Below are 21,086 nucleotides of genomic sequence, written 5' to 3' on the forward strand. Positions count from 1 at the left end.
TTTTCACACTTGTTCCATTAGTTGATACATTGGTAAAAGAATAGATAAATACACAATGAGTATAAGAAATGCTGTTAAGCCATAGATGACAGGCTGCAGCCATGAAACCCATTTTTCAATTTTCAATTCTGCATTCTCTAAAAGAAATTGACTATATGTGTACATTTCTCTTGCTAGCATCCCACTTGCTTCCCCATGCTTAATGACAGCCGCAAAATGCCTTTCGAAAAAAGGAGACCGGCTTATTTGATGTTCCATACTCTCACCTTTTCTTAACTCTCCTATCATTTGTTCAGACATTTCTTGAAGGAAGGGTAAATAGGTCTGCTGTTTAAAAGCTTGCAAACTTTCGTAAATCGATAACCCAGCTTGAAGAAGTCCGCTTAGCTGAAGTGAAAAAAGATACGTATGCATCAGCTGCACCCCTTTAAATAACACCGGCAGCCTGCTGATGACTTTTAGTTTCTCAAGGGTCGATTTTTTCTTAAAAAAGAGCTCATAATATCCAAAAAGACAGATACATATACAACCGATCATGAGCAGCAAAGCGTGTAGGAATTGGAAGAGGCCAAACATTCCTTGAATGAGCCATGACATGCTTGTATTCATAGATGAATATAATAAAGAAAATTGAGGGACGATCATTTGCTGAACAATGATGAGCACAACAAAAACCGTAAACATAAGAAAAATCGGATATCGTAACATACGCTTGAATGTGTCTACCTGCATGATTTTTTTCTCTAAAAAACGGGCGCTTTGTTCAAGAGCTCGCGCTAGGCTGCCATGTTTCTCTGAAAAACAAAGAATAGCGACGGCTTCCCGCTGAAAATAAAGTCGCTCAAGTACAACATAAAAAGGCTCCCCTTCAAGCAGCCACTGAATACCTGGCGTTAATCGCTGTTGCTGTTTTTTTGATAATTGAATATTCACCATCGTTAATGCCTCAACCAATGTATATCCAGCTTGAATCAATTGAGCCAGTTTCGATAAGAATTCAGCTTGTTCTTTTTTAGACCAGGCTTTAGAGGTTCGCTTCTTCATAAACCCAGCGATGATATGTGCTTTTTGATAAATAGCCGAGTGCCACTCCTTTCCGAATTAATCTTTGCAGTGTTTCGTATGACGAATGAGCGTATTCTCCTTTTGCCTCTTTGATACACTCACCAAGCTCCTTTCCGTAAAGCAATTCAAATACATTTGTTCGTCTGACTGGCCGATTTAGTTTGCAATAAAGCTCACACGTTTCGCCGCAAAATGGACATGCGAGTTCGATTAACCGCTGAGCAGCAATGGCAACCATTGTTTGTTCGAGTTCATTCATCGTCACACCAAATTCGAGCATTCGATAAAGAGCTCCTTTTGCATTCTTTGCGTGCAATGTGCTCATGACTAAATGACCTGTCAAAGCTGCTCTAATAGCTGTTCTGGCTGTTTCCGCATCTCTTATTTCTCCAAGCACAATCATATCTGGATCATGTCTTAAAATAGCGCGTAAACCTGCCGCATACGTGATACCAGCTTTTTCATTTACTTGAACCTGCAACACTTCTTCATTTCTTGTTTCCACAGGATCTTCAAGGGTAATAATATTCCGATTAAAATGTTTTTTGGCAAACTGAATTAATGAATAAAGTGTTGTCGTTTTCCCTGAATTTGTTGGTCCTGTAAATAAAATGAGCCCATGCGAATGATTCAGAAACGATAATAATCTCGTTGAAGCCTTCGGGAACAGTGACAAATACTTTGTTTTCGGCACATGATCCTGCGGTAAAATCCGAATCACTAAACTTTCATCATTTACAGTCGGTAATGTAGAAAGCCGAACAAACACTTGACCGCGTCTTAGCATCACAGCCAATGACCCATTTTGTGGTCTCCTTCTTTCACCAATATCCATAGAAGATAGAAATTTGAAATGAGCAATGAGCCGCTCTCCGCTCTTTTTGTCAATGATCCGCTGCTGAATGAGGTCAGCGTCTACACGAAAAGAGACTGAAGCTTCCTTTTCTCTTGGAACAATATGCACATCAGATGCTCTCATGCGGCACGCCTCTTCTAGCAGCTCTTGCCCCAAATATTCAATACCATACAAGTGGTTCACTCCTTTCAGTGACCCTATTGTATAATGGTGGAACGTACCTGACAAAAGCGTATTTCATGATTTTCATGACTGAAAAGGTATGAAAATGTTCAATTTGAGGTGTATTTCATCTATAAATAACAGAAAGACATATCAAAAAATTTGACTTTTACAACAACGGGTTCCGTTCAGAGGAGAAAATAAAAAAGAAGTGCTATTGGCACCTCTTTTTGATGATTATTTCATTTGGTTCTTTCATTATGGATGATCTGTTACAAGGAGGTGTCTCCAAATTTAATCCTCCTTAATAGATTACTGATTTGAAGATAAAGAATATCCTTTCGTGTCTGATTTATGGGTAAAAAAAGAGACCAAATCTGTATGCGAATTGGTCATATCATTCATATACTCATTATATTGTTTCTCCTTGTCAACGGACCCGTTACTTTTACTAGTAACATTTTTTGGTTCACGTTGCTTCTTACTGCTCTTCAAAGATACGAAATCCTCTTTTTTCTAAAGCTTTTGCAAGGCTGTGTTCAGTATTTACTTTTGAGAAATCAATGCCGAGTTTCACTACAGTTTGAGCGATTTCTGGTCGAATGCCTGATATAATTGTCTCAATTCCTAGCAACTTCGCACTATCAACCACTTTAAACAGCTGATATGCAACCATCGTATCAACAACGGGAACGCCAGATATATCAATAAATAAATGGGTTAGACGCAGTCTAGATGCCTGTTCTAGTACTGATTCCAAAATGATTTTCGCCCGGTACGTATCAATTTCACCAATCAGCGGCAAAATACCGATCTCTTTTGAAACTGGAATAACAGGCGCACTAAGCTCTTGAATCATTTCTCTTTGTGCATTAAGCTGATTGATTGTCACGCGGTCATACTCTTCTGATAAACGTGCAATCATGTCATCAAATGTGGCGTGAAAATGCTGATTCCAATCGCACACATCTTTGAGTGTCACTTCAAGCTCCGTTTGTTGTGTAAAGGTCTCAATTCTGGAACAAAAAATGTGGCGGAACACCTTAAATTGTCCGATGATTTCATATAAAGGTACTTCATGAACAGCTCGATCGCGGGCAATATCTACTGACCACTTTTTTAGATGGTCTTCTACTTTATCTGATAGCGTGACTAACGTTGCTGCAATCGTTTGAATAAATGCTGTGTTTTGTTCTTTCAGCTTCTTTTCTGTCTCCTCTGAAGCATGTTTGGAATATAATGAGCCTTCTTCTGTTCTTGTTTTCAGCCATTCTTCGGTCATGACAGGGGCTTCTTTAAGAATAAATTCATATAATTGCTCAGATTTTTCATTTTTCATTTCTGTCGTTCGCTCCTTTTTCACTTACAACTAGTGACAACCAACTTTTTATGTATAAATGACCGCAGATGGTGAACAATAGCATTACACGTTTCATATTGGGCTATAGCCAAGTGGTAAGGCAATGGACTTTGACTCCGTGATCGTTGGTTCGAACCCAGCTAGCCCAGTTCAGCACAAAAACGAAGACGGCTGAAACATCATTCAGCTGATCTTCGTTTTTGATTAGGAAACCGATTGATGAATCGCTTTCTTTTTTGAAATTTTCATGAGTTCTCCTGGATTATAGCCGACCACTAATTTATTTCCATCAATGATAATAGGTCTCCGGAGCAGCTTTGGTTTTTCAATGAGAAGTTGAAGTACCTCATTTACTTTTAGATCATTAATATTTAAATTTAAGCTTTTAAAAGCTTGGCTTCGAGTAGCTAAAATTTCATCCATTCCTTCTGTTGTTAAGGATAGGATTTTTTTCAATTCGTCTAGTGTTGGCGTTTCTCTAAAAAGGTGACGCTCTTTAAAATCAATTTGATTCGCCTTTAACCAATGTTTTGTTTTGCGGCAAGACGTGCAGCTTGGGTATGAATAAAAAGTAATGTCACTCATTAGTCTTCCTCCTTAGGTCGTTAACCTTCTCTCTTATGGACTAAGTACCCTCATGCATTTAGGCATAAACACTTTTTCATCACTTTTTCAAAAAAATTTTTTCTAGCGAAAGAATGAATGTTCACACGTTGTCAAAAATGTAAATGTTTACATAACAAGTGATCATCAGCTATAATATGAATCAAAGGGGTTTTTTAAGGGGAGGGAAAGAAATGAATCGCATGTTCCGCGTTCTTGGCTTTTGGACGGGTATTTTTGCTGTCATGTTCTATTTAGGACATATGAAAGATGCATCCTTGCTGTTCTTCGGTCAAACCGTTCTTTTTGTATTTTTATCCTACTTGAATTTATCCGAAAGAATGTATATTTACATTTTCGGAGCGTACTTGACGATTTTCTTTGCCGGATTTACATATTATTCGATTTTCATCATGGTTCCCGGTACCGGACATTAATAGAAAAAAGCATCTCCTTTGAAAGAGATGCTTTTTTCGTGCGTGCGATTATAAAGAAAACCCATTGATAAACGGATTTTGCTCCTGTTCTGTAAGCACAGTTGTTTCCTCTCCATGTCCACTTAACACAAGAGTTGATTCTGGCAATGACAACAATTTGTCATGTATCGATTGAAGCAGCACTTCTTGATTACCGCCAGTTAAATCAGTTCTCCCGATACCGCCTTGGAATAAAGTATCACCAGAAATCACAAATCCCTCTTCTGCTGAATAGTAAGACACACTGCCAGGTGAATGACCTGGTGTGTGGAACATTTCTAATGTAAACGATCCAATGTGAAGAGGCCCTTCTGACGTAATCAATTGTTCAGCTTCTTTGACCGTAATTCCGTTACCAATTAGTCGAGCTGAACCGTTTAACTGAGCATTTGTCAGCCATTCTTTTTCCTTTTCATGGACATAAAGCGGAATTCCCCATTCTTGACGCACCTCATCTGCTGCACCAATATGATCAAAATGGGCATGTGTCAATAAGACAGCAAGTGGTTTCAGCTGTTTTTCTTTCACATAAGAAATTAGCTTTTGCGCTTCGCCACCTGGATCAAAAATTAAACATTCTCCTTGTTCATTTTTCCAAATATATGCGTTCGCTTGCACATAGCCTAGCGGCATTCTTCTCCAATTCATTTTCATCACCTACTACTTTTTTCATTCTTTTTTATTATGAAGGCTATTCAATAAAAATTCAAACAATCGTCAACTTGAATGTACTCGACAAGCTTTATGAAAACGGTTAAAATGAAAAGAAAGGAAATCAAGGGGATTGATGACAAAGGGGGACTTTCATATGATGCTCGTCATTATTTTTGGTCTAGTCACTATTTTAGCCGCTCTCGGCATCTATCGCTCACTCAAAAAAGTGAACGTACTGGCCATTGCTTTCGCTGGCGCCACATTTTTGGTTTTTGGATGGTTTACCGTCATGACCATCATCTATAGCGGTTATCCAACTGCACATTAAAAGCCTGCAATCAGCAGGCTTTTTCTATTGATTCAAATGTTTATTCACGCTTTCTAATTTGCTTGAAAGAGTGGTCGTTTGATCTCTTCTGTCATCTATACGGATATTGGTTGCTACTCGGTGTAAACCCTTTTCAAACGGAGCTTCATGAATACGCTGAATGACCTCAAATAAAACGGATAGCTCCCCTTCAATTAAAGTATTCATTGGTGTGAGCTGATATTTGATTTTCCCTTCTTGTTGAAAGCCCTCTAACAGTCTTTGTACGTCTGCTACATATGCACTCACGCTTGGTGTCTCAGTGCCTATTGGAATGATGGTGACATCTGCTATTGCCATGGTTCTTGCTCCTTTCAATGACATCCTATTTCTTTCTCGTTCTCATTGTAACCCATCGTGATTCAAAAATGCCATGATCATGTAGCGTTTAAGCTTGGTTTGTCCCGTTCTATCGTCAAATCTGCTCTCTCTACCTTCCCAATCTTTGTGAAAAGGAGCAAGCATATACCTGAAATGGCTTCTATCAGTCCACCAGCCGCAATGACATATCCTGAACCGAATAACGTCGCCATATAACCACCAATGAGAGCGCCTAACGGTATCATTAAATAAGAGATCATGTTAATAATCGCATACACTTGTGGCTGATCCTCCGCTTTTACTGACAATTGAATCATCGTATGTTCAGGTACATTGACTGCACTGATGGCTGCACCTAAGGCAAATGCAGATATAAACACAAGTGGTAATAAGGCATTCATCCCTGTAATGAAAAATGCAATTCCATCAACGATCCCTGCCCCGATAAACAGCAGACCGTATCGATTCACTTTCACCTTTGTTAAAACGAATCCCATCAAAAATGCACCTAATGCCGTGGTCACTTTGATGAATGAATATACTACTGGTCCACTATGTAAATCTTCTGTTAAATAAATAACCGACAATGCCTCCCACGGTGCTGCAGCAAAATTGGAGCAGACACAAAAAATGGCTAATGGAAACAAAATATGATGACTTTTCACAAGTGAAAATCCTCTTATTAATCGTTTTCCGTATGACAATCCTTTTTTTCCTTCATCCATGATCGCTTCCGTTTTATATGTAATCAGCAAAACCAGCAAAGCGGACATGAGGTAAAGAGGAATAATCACAAGCATTGTATATCCTACCCCTACAAATGCAATCATGACACCACAAATCGTCACAGTCACAAGCCTGACCACATGACTGGCTGATTGAATGGTTGCATTCGCCTTTTGTATCACATCTTCATGCACAAGCTTTGGAATAATGGACACCGAAGCTGGTTCATAGGAACCACCAGTCGCTGAATGCAGCAACATACCGCCAATGATGAGTGCCAAAGGAGAAAAATCATAAAAGTAACTCACCACAATCACAAGTATAATCGCCGCCCGAGTTAAATCAGCAAAGCACATCCAAAATTTCAATTGATGCGGCTTCATCATTGGGGTAATAAACGGCCCAATAATGGCTTGAGGGACAAAACTAACGGCAATAAAAAATGCTGTTCCAATTGCTCCTTTTCCCCCTAGCACTAAAAGCCACAAAATGGTGTTAAAAGATAAACTATCAGCAGTAATTTTACACATTTTAGAAACAAATAGATAAGTAAAATTCCGTTTCCACAGGATTTGAGCATTCAATCATCGACATCTCCCTAATTCATATCCTTTTTTTTACATCCACTCTTTCACAATAGCTTACAGGGATGCTCTCGTCAATCACATCAGCACGGTTTTTATTGACCATAAGAAATTGATTGGTTTGAACGGATTAAATGATTGTTGACAAAGGGCGAAAATGAACTTGATTTTAGCCCTTTGTCTTCTTTTCAGCTTGATAGAAAACCTTTGCAGCCCTAGGAAGGACGAGTACTGGCGCGGAGCGAATTTTACATTCGTGAGCACCGGCACACAGGACTGACAAAGAATGCGAAGGTTTGTCTACACGCTGAAAGCACCAATTAGGTGCTTTTAATACTTACATGCTTCCCACAATAACCGCTTTGTTTTTTCATAGATCGAATCAAATTGACTCATAGAAAGCGGGTTCTTACCTCGCCCAAGTTCCACCGTATAGCCCTCACTTTTACATTGATAAATAAACCAATCTCGATAACCTGCATAGCTATCAAGATATTGAATCGCTTTGTAACCACTCACCCGTTCTAACCGTTCGACCGTCTCTTTTGAAATGGCAGGTTCGTGGCCAAGAAAACCCCAGTATATCTCTTCTCCTTGTGTATGAAGGGCAATTAGCCGGTCAAAGCGTTTTCGTAAGGCGAGATGTGCCATTGCTTTCGCTTCTGGTTCTGTTAACGGCTGATGCCCTGGGAAATCCCTATAAGACGGTGCCTTCGGCTTATTACGATAATATTCGATTTCCCAATAAGCAGGAAATTGATTGTTTAAATCAATTCCTCGAATATTCGCCTTCCATTCTCGATAATCGGAAAATCCACCATTTAGCGGTGCGAACTCCTCACGGCGCAGCCCTAAAGATTCTGGACCATTGCGAACCAAATCAACACCGTCTGGATTTACCATCGGGACAATAGACAAAGCAGTGGTCTGCAATATACGAACCGCTTCGTGATGTCTTGCTTGCACTGGGTCCGAGGCCGCTAAACAAAGTGATTTAAGCCATTTTAATAAAACGGAGGTCGTGATCCATTCATTTGCATGAAAAGAGGCATTAACATGTATGGAATGTAAATGTTGTACAGGCTCCGTACGGATTTCATAAATGGGCGTATCAAGCACTGATTGACCAATCACACTCATCTGAAGAAAAGGAAAAACAGCTTTCAAATATTGAAGCTCTCGTTCTAAGTGAGCGCTATCATATTCAAATGTTCCGCTGATCCATTCATCTGATTGCTGGAGCCGGTAAGGCGCAATGAAGCTTTGCACATCACCTACCGATTGAAATGAATGGGTCCCTTCTGGAAGTCTATACCCCGGTAAAAGGAGGTGCTCCGTATTTGACTGATTGGATAAACGGAAAGCTTCTTTCCCTATACCAAGCTGCTTTGCCACATCCTCCTTCCTTGCTTCACCCAGATGCCATTCAATTGTGCCAAGCGACTTTTTCATTTACATCCCTCCCCTCTCACACTATATGAACCAGTAAGTAAAAAAAGAAAACCTCTGCATGTAAATAAATAGCAGAGGTTTTCTTTTAAATTAAGACGCCTTTTTTAGCTCAGTGTCATCTTCTTTTTTAGATGGTGAATGGTCCGAGTTGTTTCGATCATAAAATCTAAGGAGATCTCCATAGATAATTTGATCAGAGAATTGAAGCTCTTGTTTTGCCTTTTCTTCATAAGACTGACAAGCAGACTCATCTTCTCTCGGCTCACCCGTTTCTTTGTTGTAGCACACACCAGTTGTGAAAACACTGTCCTTCGTAATAAAACTTCCATCTCGTAGCACTGTGAAGTCATTTGTATCTTTTGATAATAGGTCATGACCAAATTGAATTTGCTTGCTTGTATCGATTCCTAGAAGGTTCATGACTGTTGGACGGATATCCACTTGGCCGCCAACTGTATCAATCTCTTTTGGATGTTTATCCGTGATACCAGGAATGTGTACAACAAATGGTACTTTTTGAAGCTGAACTTCTTCAAAAGGTGTAATGTCTTTGTTTAAGAATTGTCCCATTGCTTCGTTATGGTTTTCAGAAATCCCGTAGTGATCCCCATATAACACAAAAATGGAGTTATCGTATAACCCTGCTTCCTTCATTTTTTTAAAGAAAAGCTTGAGTGCCTCATCTTGATAACGCACTGTAGGGAAGTATTTGTTCAACGTTTTGCTCTTTGAGTCATATTCATCAATGAGCTTATCTTCTTCATCTAAGTCGAATGGAAAATGGTTCGTTAATGTAATCAATCTCGTATAGAACGGCTGCGGGATCGTTTTCATTAAATCCACTGACTGCTCAAAAAACGGACCATCTTTTAGTCCCCAGCCAACTGAATTTTCTTCATTTACATCGAATGATTTAATATCAAAAAATTTGTCGTAGCCAAAGCTGTCATAGATCAGGTCACGGTTCCAGAAACTTTTGTTATTCGCATGAATAACAGAAGAATGATAGCCTTCCTCTTTTAACAACTCAGGTGCGGCTTTGAACTCGTTGCTTGGATTTGTGAAAAATACAGCTCCTCTTCCAAGTGGATAGAGTGAGTTATCAACAATAAACTCGGAGTCGGATGTTTTCCCTTGACCCGTTTGATGATAGAAATTACTGAAATTGTAGCTTTTCTTGATCAATTTGTTTAAGAACGGCGTGATCTCTTTCCCATTCAATTTTTCATTGATCACAAAGCTCTGGGTAGACTCAAGCGATACTAGAATGACATTTCGTCCTTTTGCTTGACCAAACGTCTTTTCATTACGGTCTGTTTGATTTGCGCTTATATAGTTTTCAATTTCAGTTAAGCTATTGCTGTCGGCAAGTGCTCGCTGAGCGGATTGCTTCGATTGCAGAACCCCATCATAAATATGGAAGTTATATAAGCTGATGTTTTTCACTAGCATCTCACGGTCAAATGAACGAGTTAACAGCTCTGGTCTTTCTGTTTCAGCCAAACCAAGGTTAAAAAAGAAAGTGGCTGCCACAAATAAATAATAAGCTGCACGTCCCTTACGTGAAATCGTTACATCTGTTCTAAAGGAAGGCTGTTTTTTATAGAGCCAAATTAAAATGATGATATCAACAAACATCAGAAAATCAACTGGTTCAATTAAAGAGGTAATACTTGACCCGAGGTCACCCATATTGTTTGTTTGAAATAGGACGGGGATGGTTAGAAAATCACTGTAGAATCGATAAAATACAATGTTAGCTAACAAAATAAATGTCAGAACAAAACTCGTCACGATGATATATCGATTGCGATTTTTTTCTTTAAAGAATAAACCGATACCGAAGATAAACAAGAGAAAGCTAAGCGGATTAATAAACAGGATAAATTCCTGCATGAAATTTTCAATTTTGATATTAAAGCTAGATTTATAGATAACATAGGTTTTCACCCACATTAACAAAGTCGCAATCAGTAAAAATGACATCGCCTTTAATCTTTTCTTTTGCATTGTAACCTCCTTATGCTAAAAACGCACTCAGGTTAGGGACATCCCCAATTATTGGTGCTTCTTCAAAAATAACTAAAGTATATCTTATCCTGTCTATGCTGGAAAATCAATGTCTTTTTCCCCATGACAAACTTATGAATATGCTAATCATTCAATTTCATGCCTATCTATCGCTGATTTTAATAAAAATGACATCATTATGACATTTTTGTTCAAGACAGCCACTTGTTTTTTGCCATCCATGCACCGCCGATCACGCCTGCATCGTTTCCTAGTGAGGCAATCACCACTTCAACATCCTCAGCACATGGCGGGAAGGCATGATGCTTGACGACACGCTCTACTTTACTGCGAAGAAGCTCGCCCGCTTTAGATACACCGCCTCCAATGACGATTTTTGTTGGGTTTAAGGCACTAGCCAGATTCGCAAGGACAAGACCAAGATGGGTTGTCACTTCATCTACGACACCCATCCCCAGTTCGTCTCCGTTTTCTGCTGCCTCAAATACATCCTTTGCAGACAGCGAAGTAAGTGAGCCAAGTGATGATGTATGGCTCTTTGTTTGTAATGAATCCTTTGCGATTCGGACGATACCTGTGGCAGACGCAATGGTTTCAATACAGCCTGTTCTCCCGCAGTTACATGGTGCTCCTTGAAATGGAACGGCACAAATATGACCAATTTCTCCACCAGCACCTGTTTCGCCTTGAACCACTTCTCCATTGACAATAATACCGCCGCCAACCCCTGTGCCCAGTGTAACCATCAGGATGTTTTTGGCGCCATCACCTGCACCCTTCCACATTTCACCAAGTGCAGCAATATTCGCATCATTTTCGATGACAGATGGAAGTCCTGTCTCTGCCTCTAAATGGTCTTTCAAGGGATAGTTTGTCCAGCCCAGATTCGTTGTTTTATAGACAATTCCGGATACTTTATCCACTGGTCCAGGTGCTCCCATACCGATCCCAATTAGTGCTGATTTCGGCATGCTGATCTCAACTAGTTTATGGTCAATTGACTTGGCAATGTCGACTGTAATTGTCTGCCCAGATTTATCCGTAGGAATCTCCCACTTATGCTGAATTTCACCATAAAGATTAATAAACGCAAGCTTAATTGTCGTACCGCCAAGATCAACTCCTACAAACCAATCCCCTGTCATATGTCCTCCACCTTCACATTGTTTTTCGATTTAATTTGGCTAGTTCCATTTGAAGGATGGTCATTGCGTTTGACCATTCAGTTCGATCGATGATGCCCGATGTGTACATTTCCTTCAATTCATCTGCCATAAATTCTAATTCCACTTCACGATCTCCGAAATACACGTAATTTCCAAATCTCATGAGCAGCTGCTGTACATCATATAACGTTTTCATTATTTTCACCATTTCTCTAAATCAACAGATAGGATAAGCGTATTCATAAATGCGCTTTCAGTCAAGTCATTCAACGTGTTTGAGTGTTTTCAATATATTGTTTCAACTTTAAAAATTGGTCATTTTGCGGATCTTGTTTTAATGCTTTTTCGATGAAGTCGTCTGCTTCCGCTGTCTCGCCTTTTTCTACATACAACAACGATAAGTGATACAATTTATTCGGCTCATTTGGATCTTTTTCAAGCGACTTTTGCAAATACTCAATGGCCTTGTCAAGATGTCCAAGCTGCGCTTCGGAAAGCGCATATATATGAAGTGCTTCAGCAGAGGCATCCTTTTGCTTTACATATTCCTCTAGACGCTGACTTGCTTCGCTATAGTTCTTTTCATCAAATAAACTCGCTGCCTCGCTAGTTGCCGCCGCTTCTTTTTGATCGTCTGAATGAAACCCTGTATACAATCCAAAGCCGCCAATAAGGAGGAGAAGAAGACTAGCAAGAAGCATTTTGACAGGCTGAAACTGTTTAGGAAGACGGACCGCTAAAGCGGCTAAAAATCCGCCAGCGAGCCCCCCAAGATGCCCTGCATTATCAATCCCTGATACAGTGAAACCTATCCCTAAGTTGATGAGGATAATCACGATAATATTTGTCCCCATCGTACGAAAGAAGAGCTTCCGGTTAGAGATCGCTAAATATAGCAATGCGCCTAAGCAGCCAAAGATCGCACCTGATGCTCCTGCTGCGATGGCTGTATTAAACACAAAGCTCGCTATGGAGCCAAAGATGCCGGAAACTAAATAAATCAGCAAAAATCTCCCTGAACCATAAATTCTCTCAACAGCCGCTCCAACGGACCAAAGAGCAAATGTATTAAAGAGTAAATGCGTCAAACCAATGTGTAAAAACATAGGTGTCACAAAGCGCCACCATTCACCCTCTAAAATCAGCACATTATTCTTCGCACCAAATGCTGTTAAAGTGGCTGTATTGGTACTTCCACCAGATAATTCGAGTAAAAGAAACATCACCACTTGAACTGCGATTAACAAGTAGGTAAAAATCGGTCTGCCATTTTGAAAAACGGCCCGTTCTTGTTCACGTTGCTTTTCCTGATCTTGAAATGCCTGAAGCACGTTCATTTTAAGCTGCATTACATCTTCGGCTGTATCTGCCTTCGCCTCTTCTACATCAATCGAGAGTGATGTATTCAGCCATTTTTGCAGCTCGTGTCCATTGTTTTGAAGGGTTTCTTCATTCAGTAAAACAGGTGTCACCGTCACCTTTTGCTGTTTTTGCGGTTGACCGTTTATGTCTTCCCAATCATCTACTGGATGATCAGCTGTAAATTGAAGTTGCAGGAGATGAAGAGAACGTTTACGCATGGCTTCTCTCAACTGATTCATCCGAAAGGCCTGCTCTTCCATATCTCGAACGATCTCCTGTCTAAAATTCACATCTCTTCTATAGAGACGGATGAGATCATATCCTGAGTTTCGTGGTGCTTCAAAAAAGATTTCATCTTCTGGGTATGGACTTTGAATCATCTCGTACCCTTTTTGTCTGAGTTCATCAATCACTCGCCAAAATAGACTATCTATGACATTCATTCATTCGCGCTCCATTTTTTACATTATTATAGCAAGAATCACTCTTATGCGCATTTCTCAACAAAAAAATCCCGGCTTTTGCGGGATTAGAATGCTTGGCGAATAAATTTCGTCCGAAAATATGGGATTTTCATTAGCCATTTAATAAAAAAGTGACGCACTTGGTTTTGACCTAAGATCAAATTCATGAGCCGATAACGATTTTGCACAAGAACGAATGCAAACAGTGTGAACACAATGCTCCAAATCATTTTATTCATCATATTCCCTCCTATGTTCGTATCGTGGCTTAAATAGGATTTGTTTATGCATGAACCATCATTTTTATCGCTGACAATGGCGCGTCTTTTATTAATCAGTTTTCACAGCCTAATCCCATGTTCTTTTGATTGAATATAAAACTCTTCTCCATACTCTGTTTGAAGATAAGCTACATCAAATTGTTGAAGGTCAATCAAATCCTTGAACGTATGAGGCAGTTTACCATTCCACTCTAACTCTTCGATCTTATGCGGGAAGTTGTGATCGTTTGGATTTGGTGTATGGATATATACTGCGTCTAATGCAGGATCTTGTTCGTAAATACAAATCCATGTTTGATATGGCTTTTCAAAACCTTCAAGCAGCTTGAGTGTTCTATTGTACAAGGCGACATGAGCTTTAATATGCTCTCTTCTTATTTTCAAGCTATTTTTCCCAACACCCCAAAAATCAAGATGGGTATGAAAAAAATCGAACCAATAATCATGATCAAGTTGTAAGTCAAAAGTATTCACTTCGACCAACGCATCAAACCAAACAGTCTCAACACAAAAAAGCCCGTTCTTACGCATAAGCAGCGGACTTTTACTTTTGATAAAACGCGCCTTTCTCACTGACCATGATAGATACTGGTATGTCATGCGGTTCGGCTGGAAGATGGTCTACTTGCTGAACAGAGAGGCAAAGAGCAAGCGTGGTTCCATGATAATCAGCTAAATACCGGTCATAATAGCCGCCTCCATAACCGATACGGTAGCCGTTCTGATCGAAGCACACCCCAGGAACAATGATCAAATCAATGGCTTCTTTATGTACAGCTGTAGACTCAAGAGGGTCTGGCTCCAAAAGCCCAAAGTAGCTGGATGTCATCTTTGTTTCAGGTGTATATTCATAAAACACCATCTCTTTTGTTTTCGGAAAACAGGTGGGAATACAAACTGTTTTTCCTTCTTCCCACGCTTTTTCAATCAGAGGCATTGTCGGTATTTCTTTTCCCCTAGACATAGTCAAAGCAATCGTTTTCGCCTGTTTCCATTCTGGCAGCTGCAGCACGTGTTCATGAAGTAGAGAAGCATAGCGATTGAACTCTTCAGTGCTTAACTGCTCAAGCATGGCCAATGTTTGAAGGCGGAGCTCCTTTTTCATACAGGTTCATCTCCCATCATAAAAAAACAGCAGGAAAATTCCCTGCTGCTTACTTTGTTTCACGATGTAAAGTTTGTTTTTTATCACGTGAGCAATACTTTTTGAATTCAACGCGATCTGGATTGTTTCGCTTATTCTTTTTAGTAATATAGTTACGCTCACCGCATTCAGTGCAAGCTAGAGTAATATTTACGCGCATGTTTTTCCCTCCAAACTAAAATCAATTCACATTCAGACCTAACTATAATACCACTTCTAGCTAAGGAATGCTAGAATGTTTTTTCACCAATTTCATTTTTCAATGCACTCCACCCGCATCCTGATCCATATTGTCTGGTCATGTGATGAAAAATCGCCTTCTCCCCTATAAAAACACGTTCTTTGTCGTACTGTATACATGAGAACCCCTCTTTGTTCCACAGCTTTTTTTCATCTGATCCGTCTTCTTTTATTTTAACAGCGGGCAAGATTTTCATACTTGGTTTCCCTATAAAAAGAAAAATGATGAAAAAAAGGTGATTTTTTCAGCAATTCCTTTTGAAACTAGCTTTTTTATGGTATAAAAAAGAAGGGTCGAAAACTGTCTGAAACAATCATGAGAGCCTTTTTTGGCTTTCAGCATTAAAATATGAATAAAAGGTGATGAAACATGGAAATTGCAATTATCGGATTGCTTGTTGTCAGTATTGTACTGATCGCATTCTCATATTTTCAAAGAGAGCCGATTAAAGAAGTCGAACAGGAACTTGAAACACTTCAACTATCTGCAATGCAAGAAATCTATAAACTGAAAAAGAAAATGAAGGTTCTTGAAGAAGAATTGCTTGAAACTAACATCGTTGTCCGCAAGCATTCAGAAATTGATCCATCTATTGCAAGACAAATCATTTCAAAGCATCAAAATGGCATGTCTCCTGAGGCGATTGCGCGCGCTGAACATGTATCTGTAGAAGATGTGAACATGATCATTAAAGACAACGAGAGGGTGCTTGTATGACGAAAAAAAGCATCCAAACGTTTGCAGCAGGTATGATTCTTGCAACTGGTGTTCTGGCGATCGTCTTTTTCCTTACTGGAAAAGATGAGGCGGCAGCTGATTCTACAACAAAAGAAACCCTCGCAGCGAAAGTGACAGACACTGACGTGAAAAATTACTTAGACTCTAAAAAAGAAGTCTCCGTCAGCCGTGAAACATATCAACAACTTCTTGATTATAAAGAAAAAGCGCTGAAAGCAAATGAAGACGGCGATTCTCAGAACGATAAACAAACAACGGACAAACCAAAAGGCAAAACGGTTAAATTCGTGATTAAAAACGGTATGAGCACAAGTGATGTTTCAGACATGCTTGAAAAGGACGGAATCATCAACTCGTCTAAAGATTTTAATGATTACGTGATAGACGCAGGCTACCATAAAGAAATTCGTGCCGGCAAATTCAATTTAAAAACAGGTATGACATTCAAACAAATCGTCAAAGCCTTAACAAAATAACATCAAAAACCCCCTGGCGGCATTGACCTCCAGGGGGTTTTTGATTATCCAAATCGTCCTGATATATAATCATTTGTTCTTTGATCATTTGGCTCTGAGAACATCACATTCGTATCATTGACCTCAACAAGCTCGCCCATCAAGAAGAACGCTGTTCGGTCGGATACCCTTGCCGCTTGCTGCATATTATGCGTCACAATGGCAATCGTATATTTCTCTTTCAGTTTCATGATTAATTCTTCAATCTTTAATGTTGAAACAGGATCAAGCGCAGATGTTGGTTCATCCATTAATAGAATATCCGGGCTTGTGGCAATGGCTCTTGCGATACAAAGACGCTGCTGCTGACCGCCGGAAAGACCTAATGCAGGCGCACTTAATCGATCTTTCACTTCATCCCAAAGGGCAACATCACGAAGCGCTTTTTCAGCGATTTCTTTCAATTGCTGCTTGCTCTTCACCCCGTGAATTCTTGGCCCGTAGACGACATTATCAAAGATAGACTGAGGGAATGGGTTTCCTTTTTGAAAGACCATCCCGACGTTTTTACGCAGTTCCACTAGATCGACACGGCCTTTTAAAATATTGTCACCGTTATACATCATATCCCCGGTGATTTTCACACCTGGCACTGTTTTGACCATGAGATTTAAGGTCTTTATAAATGTTGACTTTCCGCAGCCGGACGGACCGATAATCGCTGTGACCTCATGCTCTTTAATGTCTAAATCAATATGCTTCAGTGCGTGATGTTGTCCGTACCAAAGGTTCATATCATTCACACGAAACACTTCTTTTTTGGCTGTTTCAGTTGCTACTGCATTCATCAAAATCCACCCGCCTTATCCGAATCGACCATTAATATAGTCTTCTGTTTTTTGCTGCGCAGGACGTGTAAAGATACGTTCAGTCGCATCGTATTCCACTAGATCACCGTTCAGGAAAAAGGCTGTATGATCAGATACACGTAACGCTTGCTGCATATTGTGCGTGACAATGACAATCGAATAATCATGTTTTAATTCCGATAATAGCTCTTCAATTTTTGCATTTGAGATCGGGTCTAAGGCAGAAGCCGGTTCATCTAATAAAAGCACGCTAGGTTTCATCGCAAGGGTACGTGCAATACAGAGGCGCTGCTGCTGGCCACCTGATAATGATAAGGCAGAGCGGTGCAAACGATCTTTGACCTCATCCCATAGCGCTGCCTTTGTTAAGCTTTCTTCTACCGCATCATCAAGCACTGATTTCCTTTTTTCACCCGCATATTTTAGCGCATGCGTAATGTTGTTGTAGATGGATTTAGGAAATGGATTTGGCTTTTGGAAGACCATCCCGATTTCTCTTCTTAAATTCACCACATTAATACGGTCATCCAAAATATTTAACCCTTCGTACATGATCGCCCCTTCACTTCGTGCACCTGGAATCAGGTCGTTCATGCGGTTAATACTGCGTAAAAAAGTCGATTTTCCGCACCCTGATGGGCCGATTAGTGCAGTGATTGCATTTTTTTCAATTTCAAATGAAATTTGATTGACCGCTCTTTTTTCACCATAATAAATACTTAAATCCTGCACCTGTAGAATCTGTTCCGCTTGAAGTGGAGCCTTTTTTGCTGCAATCTCTTTTTTTTCTGCTAGCATTTGAACCATTTCCCCTTCACACCTCTCACTATTTATTTTGACGTAAGCTTCTTATGAATAAATGAACCAAGCCATCTAGCTGCTAAGTTGAATACTAATACAGAGAGCACAAGTACGGCTGATGCACCATTTGCAATGGCCTCTGCATCTGGAATAATCCCCTGTGTATTGACGTTCCATATATGAACGGCTAATGTTTCTGCCGGTCTAAAAATATTGAGTGGTGACGTATCGGAGAAAGGACTCCAGTTTGTAAAATCAAGACGCGGTGTTGAAAGACCTGCTGTGAAAAGAAGAGCAGCCGCCTCACCGAAAACTCTTCCCGATGCTAAAATCGCTCCGGTAATAATGGATGGAATCGCACCTGGGATCAGAACCGTCTTCACTGTATGCCACTTTGTCACACCGAGCGCAAGCGATGCTTCCTTTTGATCCTTCGGTACAGATCGAAGTGCATCTTCTGTCACCCTGACCATCACTGGCAGATTAAAGACAGTCAGTGCAAGGGCTCCTCCGATAATCGTATAGCCCCATCCTGTTAAATTAACAAACATCAGCAAACCAAACATACCGATGACAATTGAAGGCAGAGACGATAACACTTCAATACATGTACGAATAAAATCAGTCACTTTGTTTTGAGGTGCATATTCTGCCATGTACACCCCACCGCCCACGCCAAGAGGCACGGTAAACAGCATCGTAATAAATAGAATGTAAAACGAGTTAAACAGCTGATCCCTAATACCGCCGCCAGAACCAATCGCACTTGAGCGTGTAGTCAAAAAGTCAAAATTTAATTCTTTGGCACCGTTGAAGATGATATAAGAAAACAAGCCAACAAGTATCGCCGTAATAATGGCGGCACATAATCCAAAAACAATTGTGGCAAAACGATCGGTCATTTTGCTATTCATTAAATCTTCCTCCTAGATGACAAGTATCTGATAATGAGTATGAACATAAATGATACAACTAGAAGGACAAGTCCCATTGACCAAAGTGTATTGTTTTCAACACTTCCATACGTTGTATGTCCCATGTTTAACGTAATAATGGTTGTTAATGTACCAGCTGTGTCCATAATACTTTCTGGTAGATTACGCGTGTTTCCAATGACCATCTGAACGGCAAGGGCTTCTCCAAATGCTCTTGCCATTCCAAGCACGACTGCTGTCATTAATGTCGGAAGCGCTGCCGGTACAAGAACACGTCTGATCGTTTGCCATCTTGTTGCGCCTAATGCATACGATCCCTCACGTAAACTTTTTGGAAGTGAAGCCATTGCGTCAGTTGCAATGGATGTAACAGTTGGCAGAATCATAATAGACAGGACAATCGTTCCTGCTAAAACACTGTGCCCTGAACCGCTTGACTTGAAGTGTCCAATAAACGGCACCAATACTGTAAGACCTATGAATCCGTAAACAACGGATGGAATCCCTACAAGCAGTTCAATCACTGGCTGGAGAATTTTCCGTCCCCATGCAGGTGCAATTTCTGTCATAAAGATCGCTCCTGCGATGCCTAGCGGTGCTGCTATGAGTGCTGATAGAAGCGTGACAGCGATTGATCCAAAGATAAACGGAAATGCGCCGTATTGCGGATTTTCTGCTGTAGGGTTCCAATTGATACTGGTTAAGAACTCAATTGGGCTTACACCATTTACGATGAAAGATTGTAAACCCTTAATGCCAAGGAAGATTGTGATGGCAATTGATACAGCAATCATTAAGAATGCGCAAAATTTCACCAAAATACTTCCTCTTACTTCATCCATTTGCCTATTTTTTTTCGAGCTGATCAGTCGATCGCTCGCTTCTGTATGTTCTATCTGTTTCATCTTTTTCTACACTCCTATGAATGTCATAAAAGGAAAAGTGAAAAGCTCCACTTTTCCTTCATCATCAATTCAAGACCTTTTACTTATCTGTTTGTTTGCCTGTTGCGTCTCTTTCTACTTTCATATTAGAGACTGAGATGTAGCCTTGGTCTTTAACGATTTCTTTTTGTACTTCGTCACTCATCAAGTAATCTAAAAATTGTTTTGCTAAACCGTCTGGCTCACCTTTTGTATAAGAGTGCTCGTATGCCCAAATTGTATATTTACCGCTTTCTACATTGCTTTCTTCTGGTTTGACACCATCAATGCTAAGCGGTGTAATTTTGTCATCTGTTAAATAAGAGAATGCTAGGTACCCAATCGCACCTGGTGTTTCTGCAATCAACTTTTTCACTGTGTTTGAAGAATCCTCTGTGATTCCTTCTGCAGGTGTCGCGCCGTCAAGTGCATATTTCACAAATGTTGCACGAGTTCCTGATGAGTCTGGTCTGTTCACAAGTGTGATTTTTTGGTCTTTCCCGCCAAGCTCTTTCCAGTTTTTGATTTTACCAGTGAAGATTTTTTTCAATTCGTCCTTTGTGATGTCTTTGACACCAACTTCAGGGTTAACAGCTGCCGCCATTCCAACAACTGCTACTTTGTGGTCTTTTAAAGCTTTTGCGTCGATTCCGTCTTTCTCTTCTGCGAATACATCTGAGTTCCCAATTTGTACAGATCCTTCTGATACTTGAGAAAGTCCTGTTCCTGAACCGCCGGCTTGTACTTGAATATCGGCTTTTGGATGTTTATCCATGAATTTTTCTGCTGCCGCAAGAACTAAAGGCTGCATCGCAGATGATCCTGAGATGGTAATGGAACCTGATGCCTCATCTTTGTTTGAAGCATTTCCTTTACTGTCTTTTGAATCTCCGCTTGAGCTGCTGTTTCCGCATGCTGTGACGAATGCTAACAATGCGATAGTAAGGAAAGTAAGCAGCCATAATTTGTTCTTTTTCATTTCAAGAATACCCCCTGAATAATTTGTCCTACGAGTAATACATTAAAGGTTCTTTATTAATTTCGTTTAAA

General features: G+C 40.1%; 25 protein-coding genes and 1 tRNA gene. 5 read left to right on the forward strand and 21 right to left on the reverse strand.

The annotated features are described in order from the left end of the window. Window positions 1-3: 3 nt before the first annotated feature. The 3 genes from comGB to ACNO7B_RS11340 form a co-directional block, all read right to left on the reverse strand. Entirely contained in the window at window positions 4-1,044 is a 1,041-nt protein-coding gene (gene comGB / locus ACNO7B_RS11330; RefSeq protein WP_346394181.1) for a competence type IV pilus assembly protein ComGB, read from the reverse strand. Next, window positions 1,025-2,095: a competence type IV pilus ATPase ComGA gene (gene comGA / locus ACNO7B_RS11335; protein ID WP_035390817.1), complete on the reverse strand. Its 1,071-nt coding sequence runs from the start codon at window positions 2,093-2,095 to the stop codon at window positions 1,025-1,027. Before comGA ends, comGB begins: the two co-directional genes overlap by 20 nt. 469 nt (window positions 2,096-2,564) lie before the next feature. After that, window positions 2,565-3,422 (reverse strand): STAS domain-containing protein, encoded by an 858-nt coding sequence (locus tag ACNO7B_RS11340; RefSeq protein WP_410685127.1) that lies wholly within the window; start codon window positions 3,420-3,422, stop codon window positions 2,565-2,567. Window positions 3,423-3,521: 99 nt separating this feature from the next. Between ACNO7B_RS11340 and ACNO7B_RS11345 the strand changes: the two genes are divergently transcribed. After that, window positions 3,522-3,592 (forward strand) — tRNA-Gln (locus ACNO7B_RS11345). Window positions 3,593-3,647: 55 nt separating this feature from the next. Here ACNO7B_RS11345 and ACNO7B_RS11350 read toward each other — a convergent pair. Then, the gene (locus tag ACNO7B_RS11350) at window positions 3,648-4,028 is read right to left on the reverse strand and encodes a Spx/MgsR family RNA polymerase-binding regulatory protein (RefSeq protein WP_007501232.1); all 381 of its coding nucleotides are present in this window, start codon (window positions 4,026-4,028) and stop codon (window positions 3,648-3,650) included. Window positions 4,029-4,240: 212 nt separating this feature from the next. On the opposite strand from ACNO7B_RS11350, the gene ACNO7B_RS11355 reads away from it, so the two are divergent. Beyond that, window positions 4,241-4,483, forward strand: a complete 243-nt coding sequence (locus ACNO7B_RS11355) for a DUF2626 domain-containing protein (protein WP_003217440.1) — start codon at window positions 4,241-4,243, stop codon at window positions 4,481-4,483. A 48-nt stretch (window positions 4,484-4,531) separates the two neighbouring features. Here the strand turns inward: ACNO7B_RS11355 and ACNO7B_RS11360 are convergent, their stop codons facing one another. Beyond that, window positions 4,532-5,170, reverse strand: a complete 639-nt coding sequence (locus ACNO7B_RS11360; RefSeq protein WP_065460701.1) for an MBL fold metallo-hydrolase — start codon at window positions 5,168-5,170, stop codon at window positions 4,532-4,534. Window positions 5,171-5,330: 160 nt separating this feature from the next. Between ACNO7B_RS11360 and ACNO7B_RS11365 the strand changes: the two genes are divergently transcribed. Then, window positions 5,331-5,504: a DUF2759 domain-containing protein gene (locus ACNO7B_RS11365; RefSeq protein WP_003217333.1), complete on the forward strand. Its 174-nt coding sequence runs from the start codon at window positions 5,331-5,333 to the stop codon at window positions 5,502-5,504. Between the two features lie 24 nt (window positions 5,505-5,528). Here the strand turns inward: ACNO7B_RS11365 and ACNO7B_RS11370 are convergent, their stop codons facing one another. The 11 genes from ACNO7B_RS11370 to rpmG all read right to left on the reverse strand — a co-directional run bounded on the left by ACNO7B_RS11370 (window position 5,529) and on the right by rpmG (window position 15,234). Then, the gene (locus tag ACNO7B_RS11370) at window positions 5,529-5,843 is read right to left on the reverse strand and encodes an MTH1187 family thiamine-binding protein (RefSeq protein ID WP_017367597.1); all 315 of its coding nucleotides are present in this window, start codon (window positions 5,841-5,843) and stop codon (window positions 5,529-5,531) included. Between the two features lie 77 nt (window positions 5,844-5,920). Then, window positions 5,921-7,174: an MFS transporter gene (locus ACNO7B_RS11375; protein ID WP_341003480.1), complete on the reverse strand. Its 1,254-nt coding sequence runs from the start codon at window positions 7,172-7,174 to the stop codon at window positions 5,921-5,923. 330 nt (window positions 7,175-7,504) lie between these two features. Then, on the reverse strand, window positions 7,505-8,626 hold the full coding sequence (locus tag ACNO7B_RS11380; RefSeq protein ID WP_341003482.1) for a M14 family metallocarboxypeptidase: 1,122 nt from the start codon (window positions 8,624-8,626) through the stop codon (window positions 7,505-7,507). 90 nt (window positions 8,627-8,716) lie between these two features. Then, complete coding sequence (locus tag ACNO7B_RS11385) at window positions 8,717-10,636, reverse strand: LTA synthase family protein (RefSeq protein WP_417901520.1); 1,920 nt, start codon at window positions 10,634-10,636, stop codon at window positions 8,717-8,719. 212 nt (window positions 10,637-10,848) lie between these two features. Beyond that, the gene (locus tag ACNO7B_RS11390; protein ID WP_410685122.1) at window positions 10,849-11,802 is read right to left on the reverse strand and encodes an ROK family glucokinase; all 954 of its coding nucleotides are present in this window, start codon (window positions 11,800-11,802) and stop codon (window positions 10,849-10,851) included. 13 nt (window positions 11,803-11,815) lie between these two features. Next, the gene (locus ACNO7B_RS11395; RefSeq protein WP_008342322.1) at window positions 11,816-12,019 is read right to left on the reverse strand and encodes a YqgQ family protein; all 204 of its coding nucleotides are present in this window, start codon (window positions 12,017-12,019) and stop codon (window positions 11,816-11,818) included. 70 nt (window positions 12,020-12,089) lie between these two features. Then, window positions 12,090-13,628 carry a rhomboid family intramembrane serine protease gene (locus tag ACNO7B_RS11400; protein WP_417901521.1) on the reverse strand — a complete coding sequence of 513 codons (1,539 nt, stop codon included), beginning with the start codon at window positions 13,626-13,628 and terminating at the stop codon, window positions 12,090-12,092. Between the two features lie 86 nt (window positions 13,629-13,714). Further along, a complete protein-coding gene (locus tag ACNO7B_RS11405) occupies window positions 13,715-13,888 on the reverse strand; it encodes a hypothetical protein (RefSeq protein WP_017367602.1) in 174 nt (57 codons plus the stop codon). A gap of 102 nt (window positions 13,889-13,990) precedes the next feature. Then, complete coding sequence (locus ACNO7B_RS11410) at window positions 13,991-14,314, reverse strand: hypothetical protein (protein WP_410685120.1); 324 nt, start codon at window positions 14,312-14,314, stop codon at window positions 13,991-13,993. Window positions 14,315-14,474: 160 nt separating this feature from the next. Further along, a complete protein-coding gene (locus tag ACNO7B_RS11415) occupies window positions 14,475-15,035 on the reverse strand; it encodes a 5-formyltetrahydrofolate cyclo-ligase (RefSeq protein WP_410685119.1) in 561 nt (186 codons plus the stop codon). A 49-nt stretch (window positions 15,036-15,084) separates the two neighbouring features. Further along, window positions 15,085-15,234: a 50S ribosomal protein L33 gene (gene rpmG, locus ACNO7B_RS11420; protein WP_008360061.1), complete on the reverse strand. Its 150-nt coding sequence runs from the start codon at window positions 15,232-15,234 to the stop codon at window positions 15,085-15,087. 450 nt (window positions 15,235-15,684) lie between these two features. On the opposite strand from rpmG, the gene ACNO7B_RS11425 reads away from it, so the two are divergent. Together ACNO7B_RS11425 and ACNO7B_RS11430 are read left to right on the forward strand one after the other, a co-directional pair. Next, on the forward strand, window positions 15,685-16,032 hold the full coding sequence (locus ACNO7B_RS11425; protein ID WP_003217285.1) for a hypothetical protein: 348 nt from the start codon (window positions 15,685-15,687) through the stop codon (window positions 16,030-16,032). Then, the gene (locus ACNO7B_RS11430) at window positions 16,029-16,529 is read left to right on the forward strand and encodes an endolytic transglycosylase MltG (protein WP_008342335.1); all 501 of its coding nucleotides are present in this window, start codon (window positions 16,029-16,031) and stop codon (window positions 16,527-16,529) included. The genes ACNO7B_RS11425 and ACNO7B_RS11430 overlap by 4 nt, the downstream gene beginning before the upstream one ends. Before the next feature lie 44 nt (window positions 16,530-16,573). On the opposite strand, the gene pstB (ACNO7B_RS11435) is transcribed toward ACNO7B_RS11430, so the two are convergent. The 5 genes from pstB (ACNO7B_RS11435) to ACNO7B_RS11455 all read right to left on the reverse strand — a co-directional run bounded on the left by pstB (ACNO7B_RS11435) (window position 16,574) and on the right by ACNO7B_RS11455 (window position 21,015). Next, on the reverse strand, window positions 16,574-17,356 hold the full coding sequence (gene pstB / locus ACNO7B_RS11435; protein ID WP_017367606.1) for a phosphate ABC transporter ATP-binding protein PstB: 783 nt from the start codon (window positions 17,354-17,356) through the stop codon (window positions 16,574-16,576). A 15-nt stretch (window positions 17,357-17,371) separates the two neighbouring features. Then, window positions 17,372-18,184: a phosphate ABC transporter ATP-binding protein PstB gene (gene pstB, locus ACNO7B_RS11440; RefSeq protein ID WP_007501258.1), complete on the reverse strand. Its 813-nt coding sequence runs from the start codon at window positions 18,182-18,184 to the stop codon at window positions 17,372-17,374. A gap of 23 nt (window positions 18,185-18,207) precedes the next feature. Continuing rightward, the gene (gene pstA / locus ACNO7B_RS11445; RefSeq protein ID WP_007501259.1) at window positions 18,208-19,092 is read right to left on the reverse strand and encodes a phosphate ABC transporter permease PstA; all 885 of its coding nucleotides are present in this window, start codon (window positions 19,090-19,092) and stop codon (window positions 18,208-18,210) included. Next, window positions 19,092-20,018 (reverse strand): phosphate ABC transporter permease subunit PstC, encoded by a 927-nt coding sequence (gene pstC / locus ACNO7B_RS11450; protein WP_017357999.1) that lies wholly within the window; start codon window positions 20,016-20,018, stop codon window positions 19,092-19,094. Before pstC ends, pstA begins: the two co-directional genes overlap by 1 nt. A 79-nt stretch (window positions 20,019-20,097) precedes the next feature. Beyond that, window positions 20,098-21,015 carry a phosphate ABC transporter substrate-binding protein gene (locus ACNO7B_RS11455; RefSeq protein ID WP_007501261.1) on the reverse strand — a complete coding sequence of 306 codons (918 nt, stop codon included), beginning with the start codon at window positions 21,013-21,015 and terminating at the stop codon, window positions 20,098-20,100. Between the last annotated feature and the right edge of the window lie 71 nt (window positions 21,016-21,086).

The organism is Bacillus sp. AK25 (genome assembly GCF_048270685.1).
Lineage (GTDB): Bacteria > Bacillota > Bacilli > Bacillales > Bacillaceae > Bacillus > Bacillus altitudinis.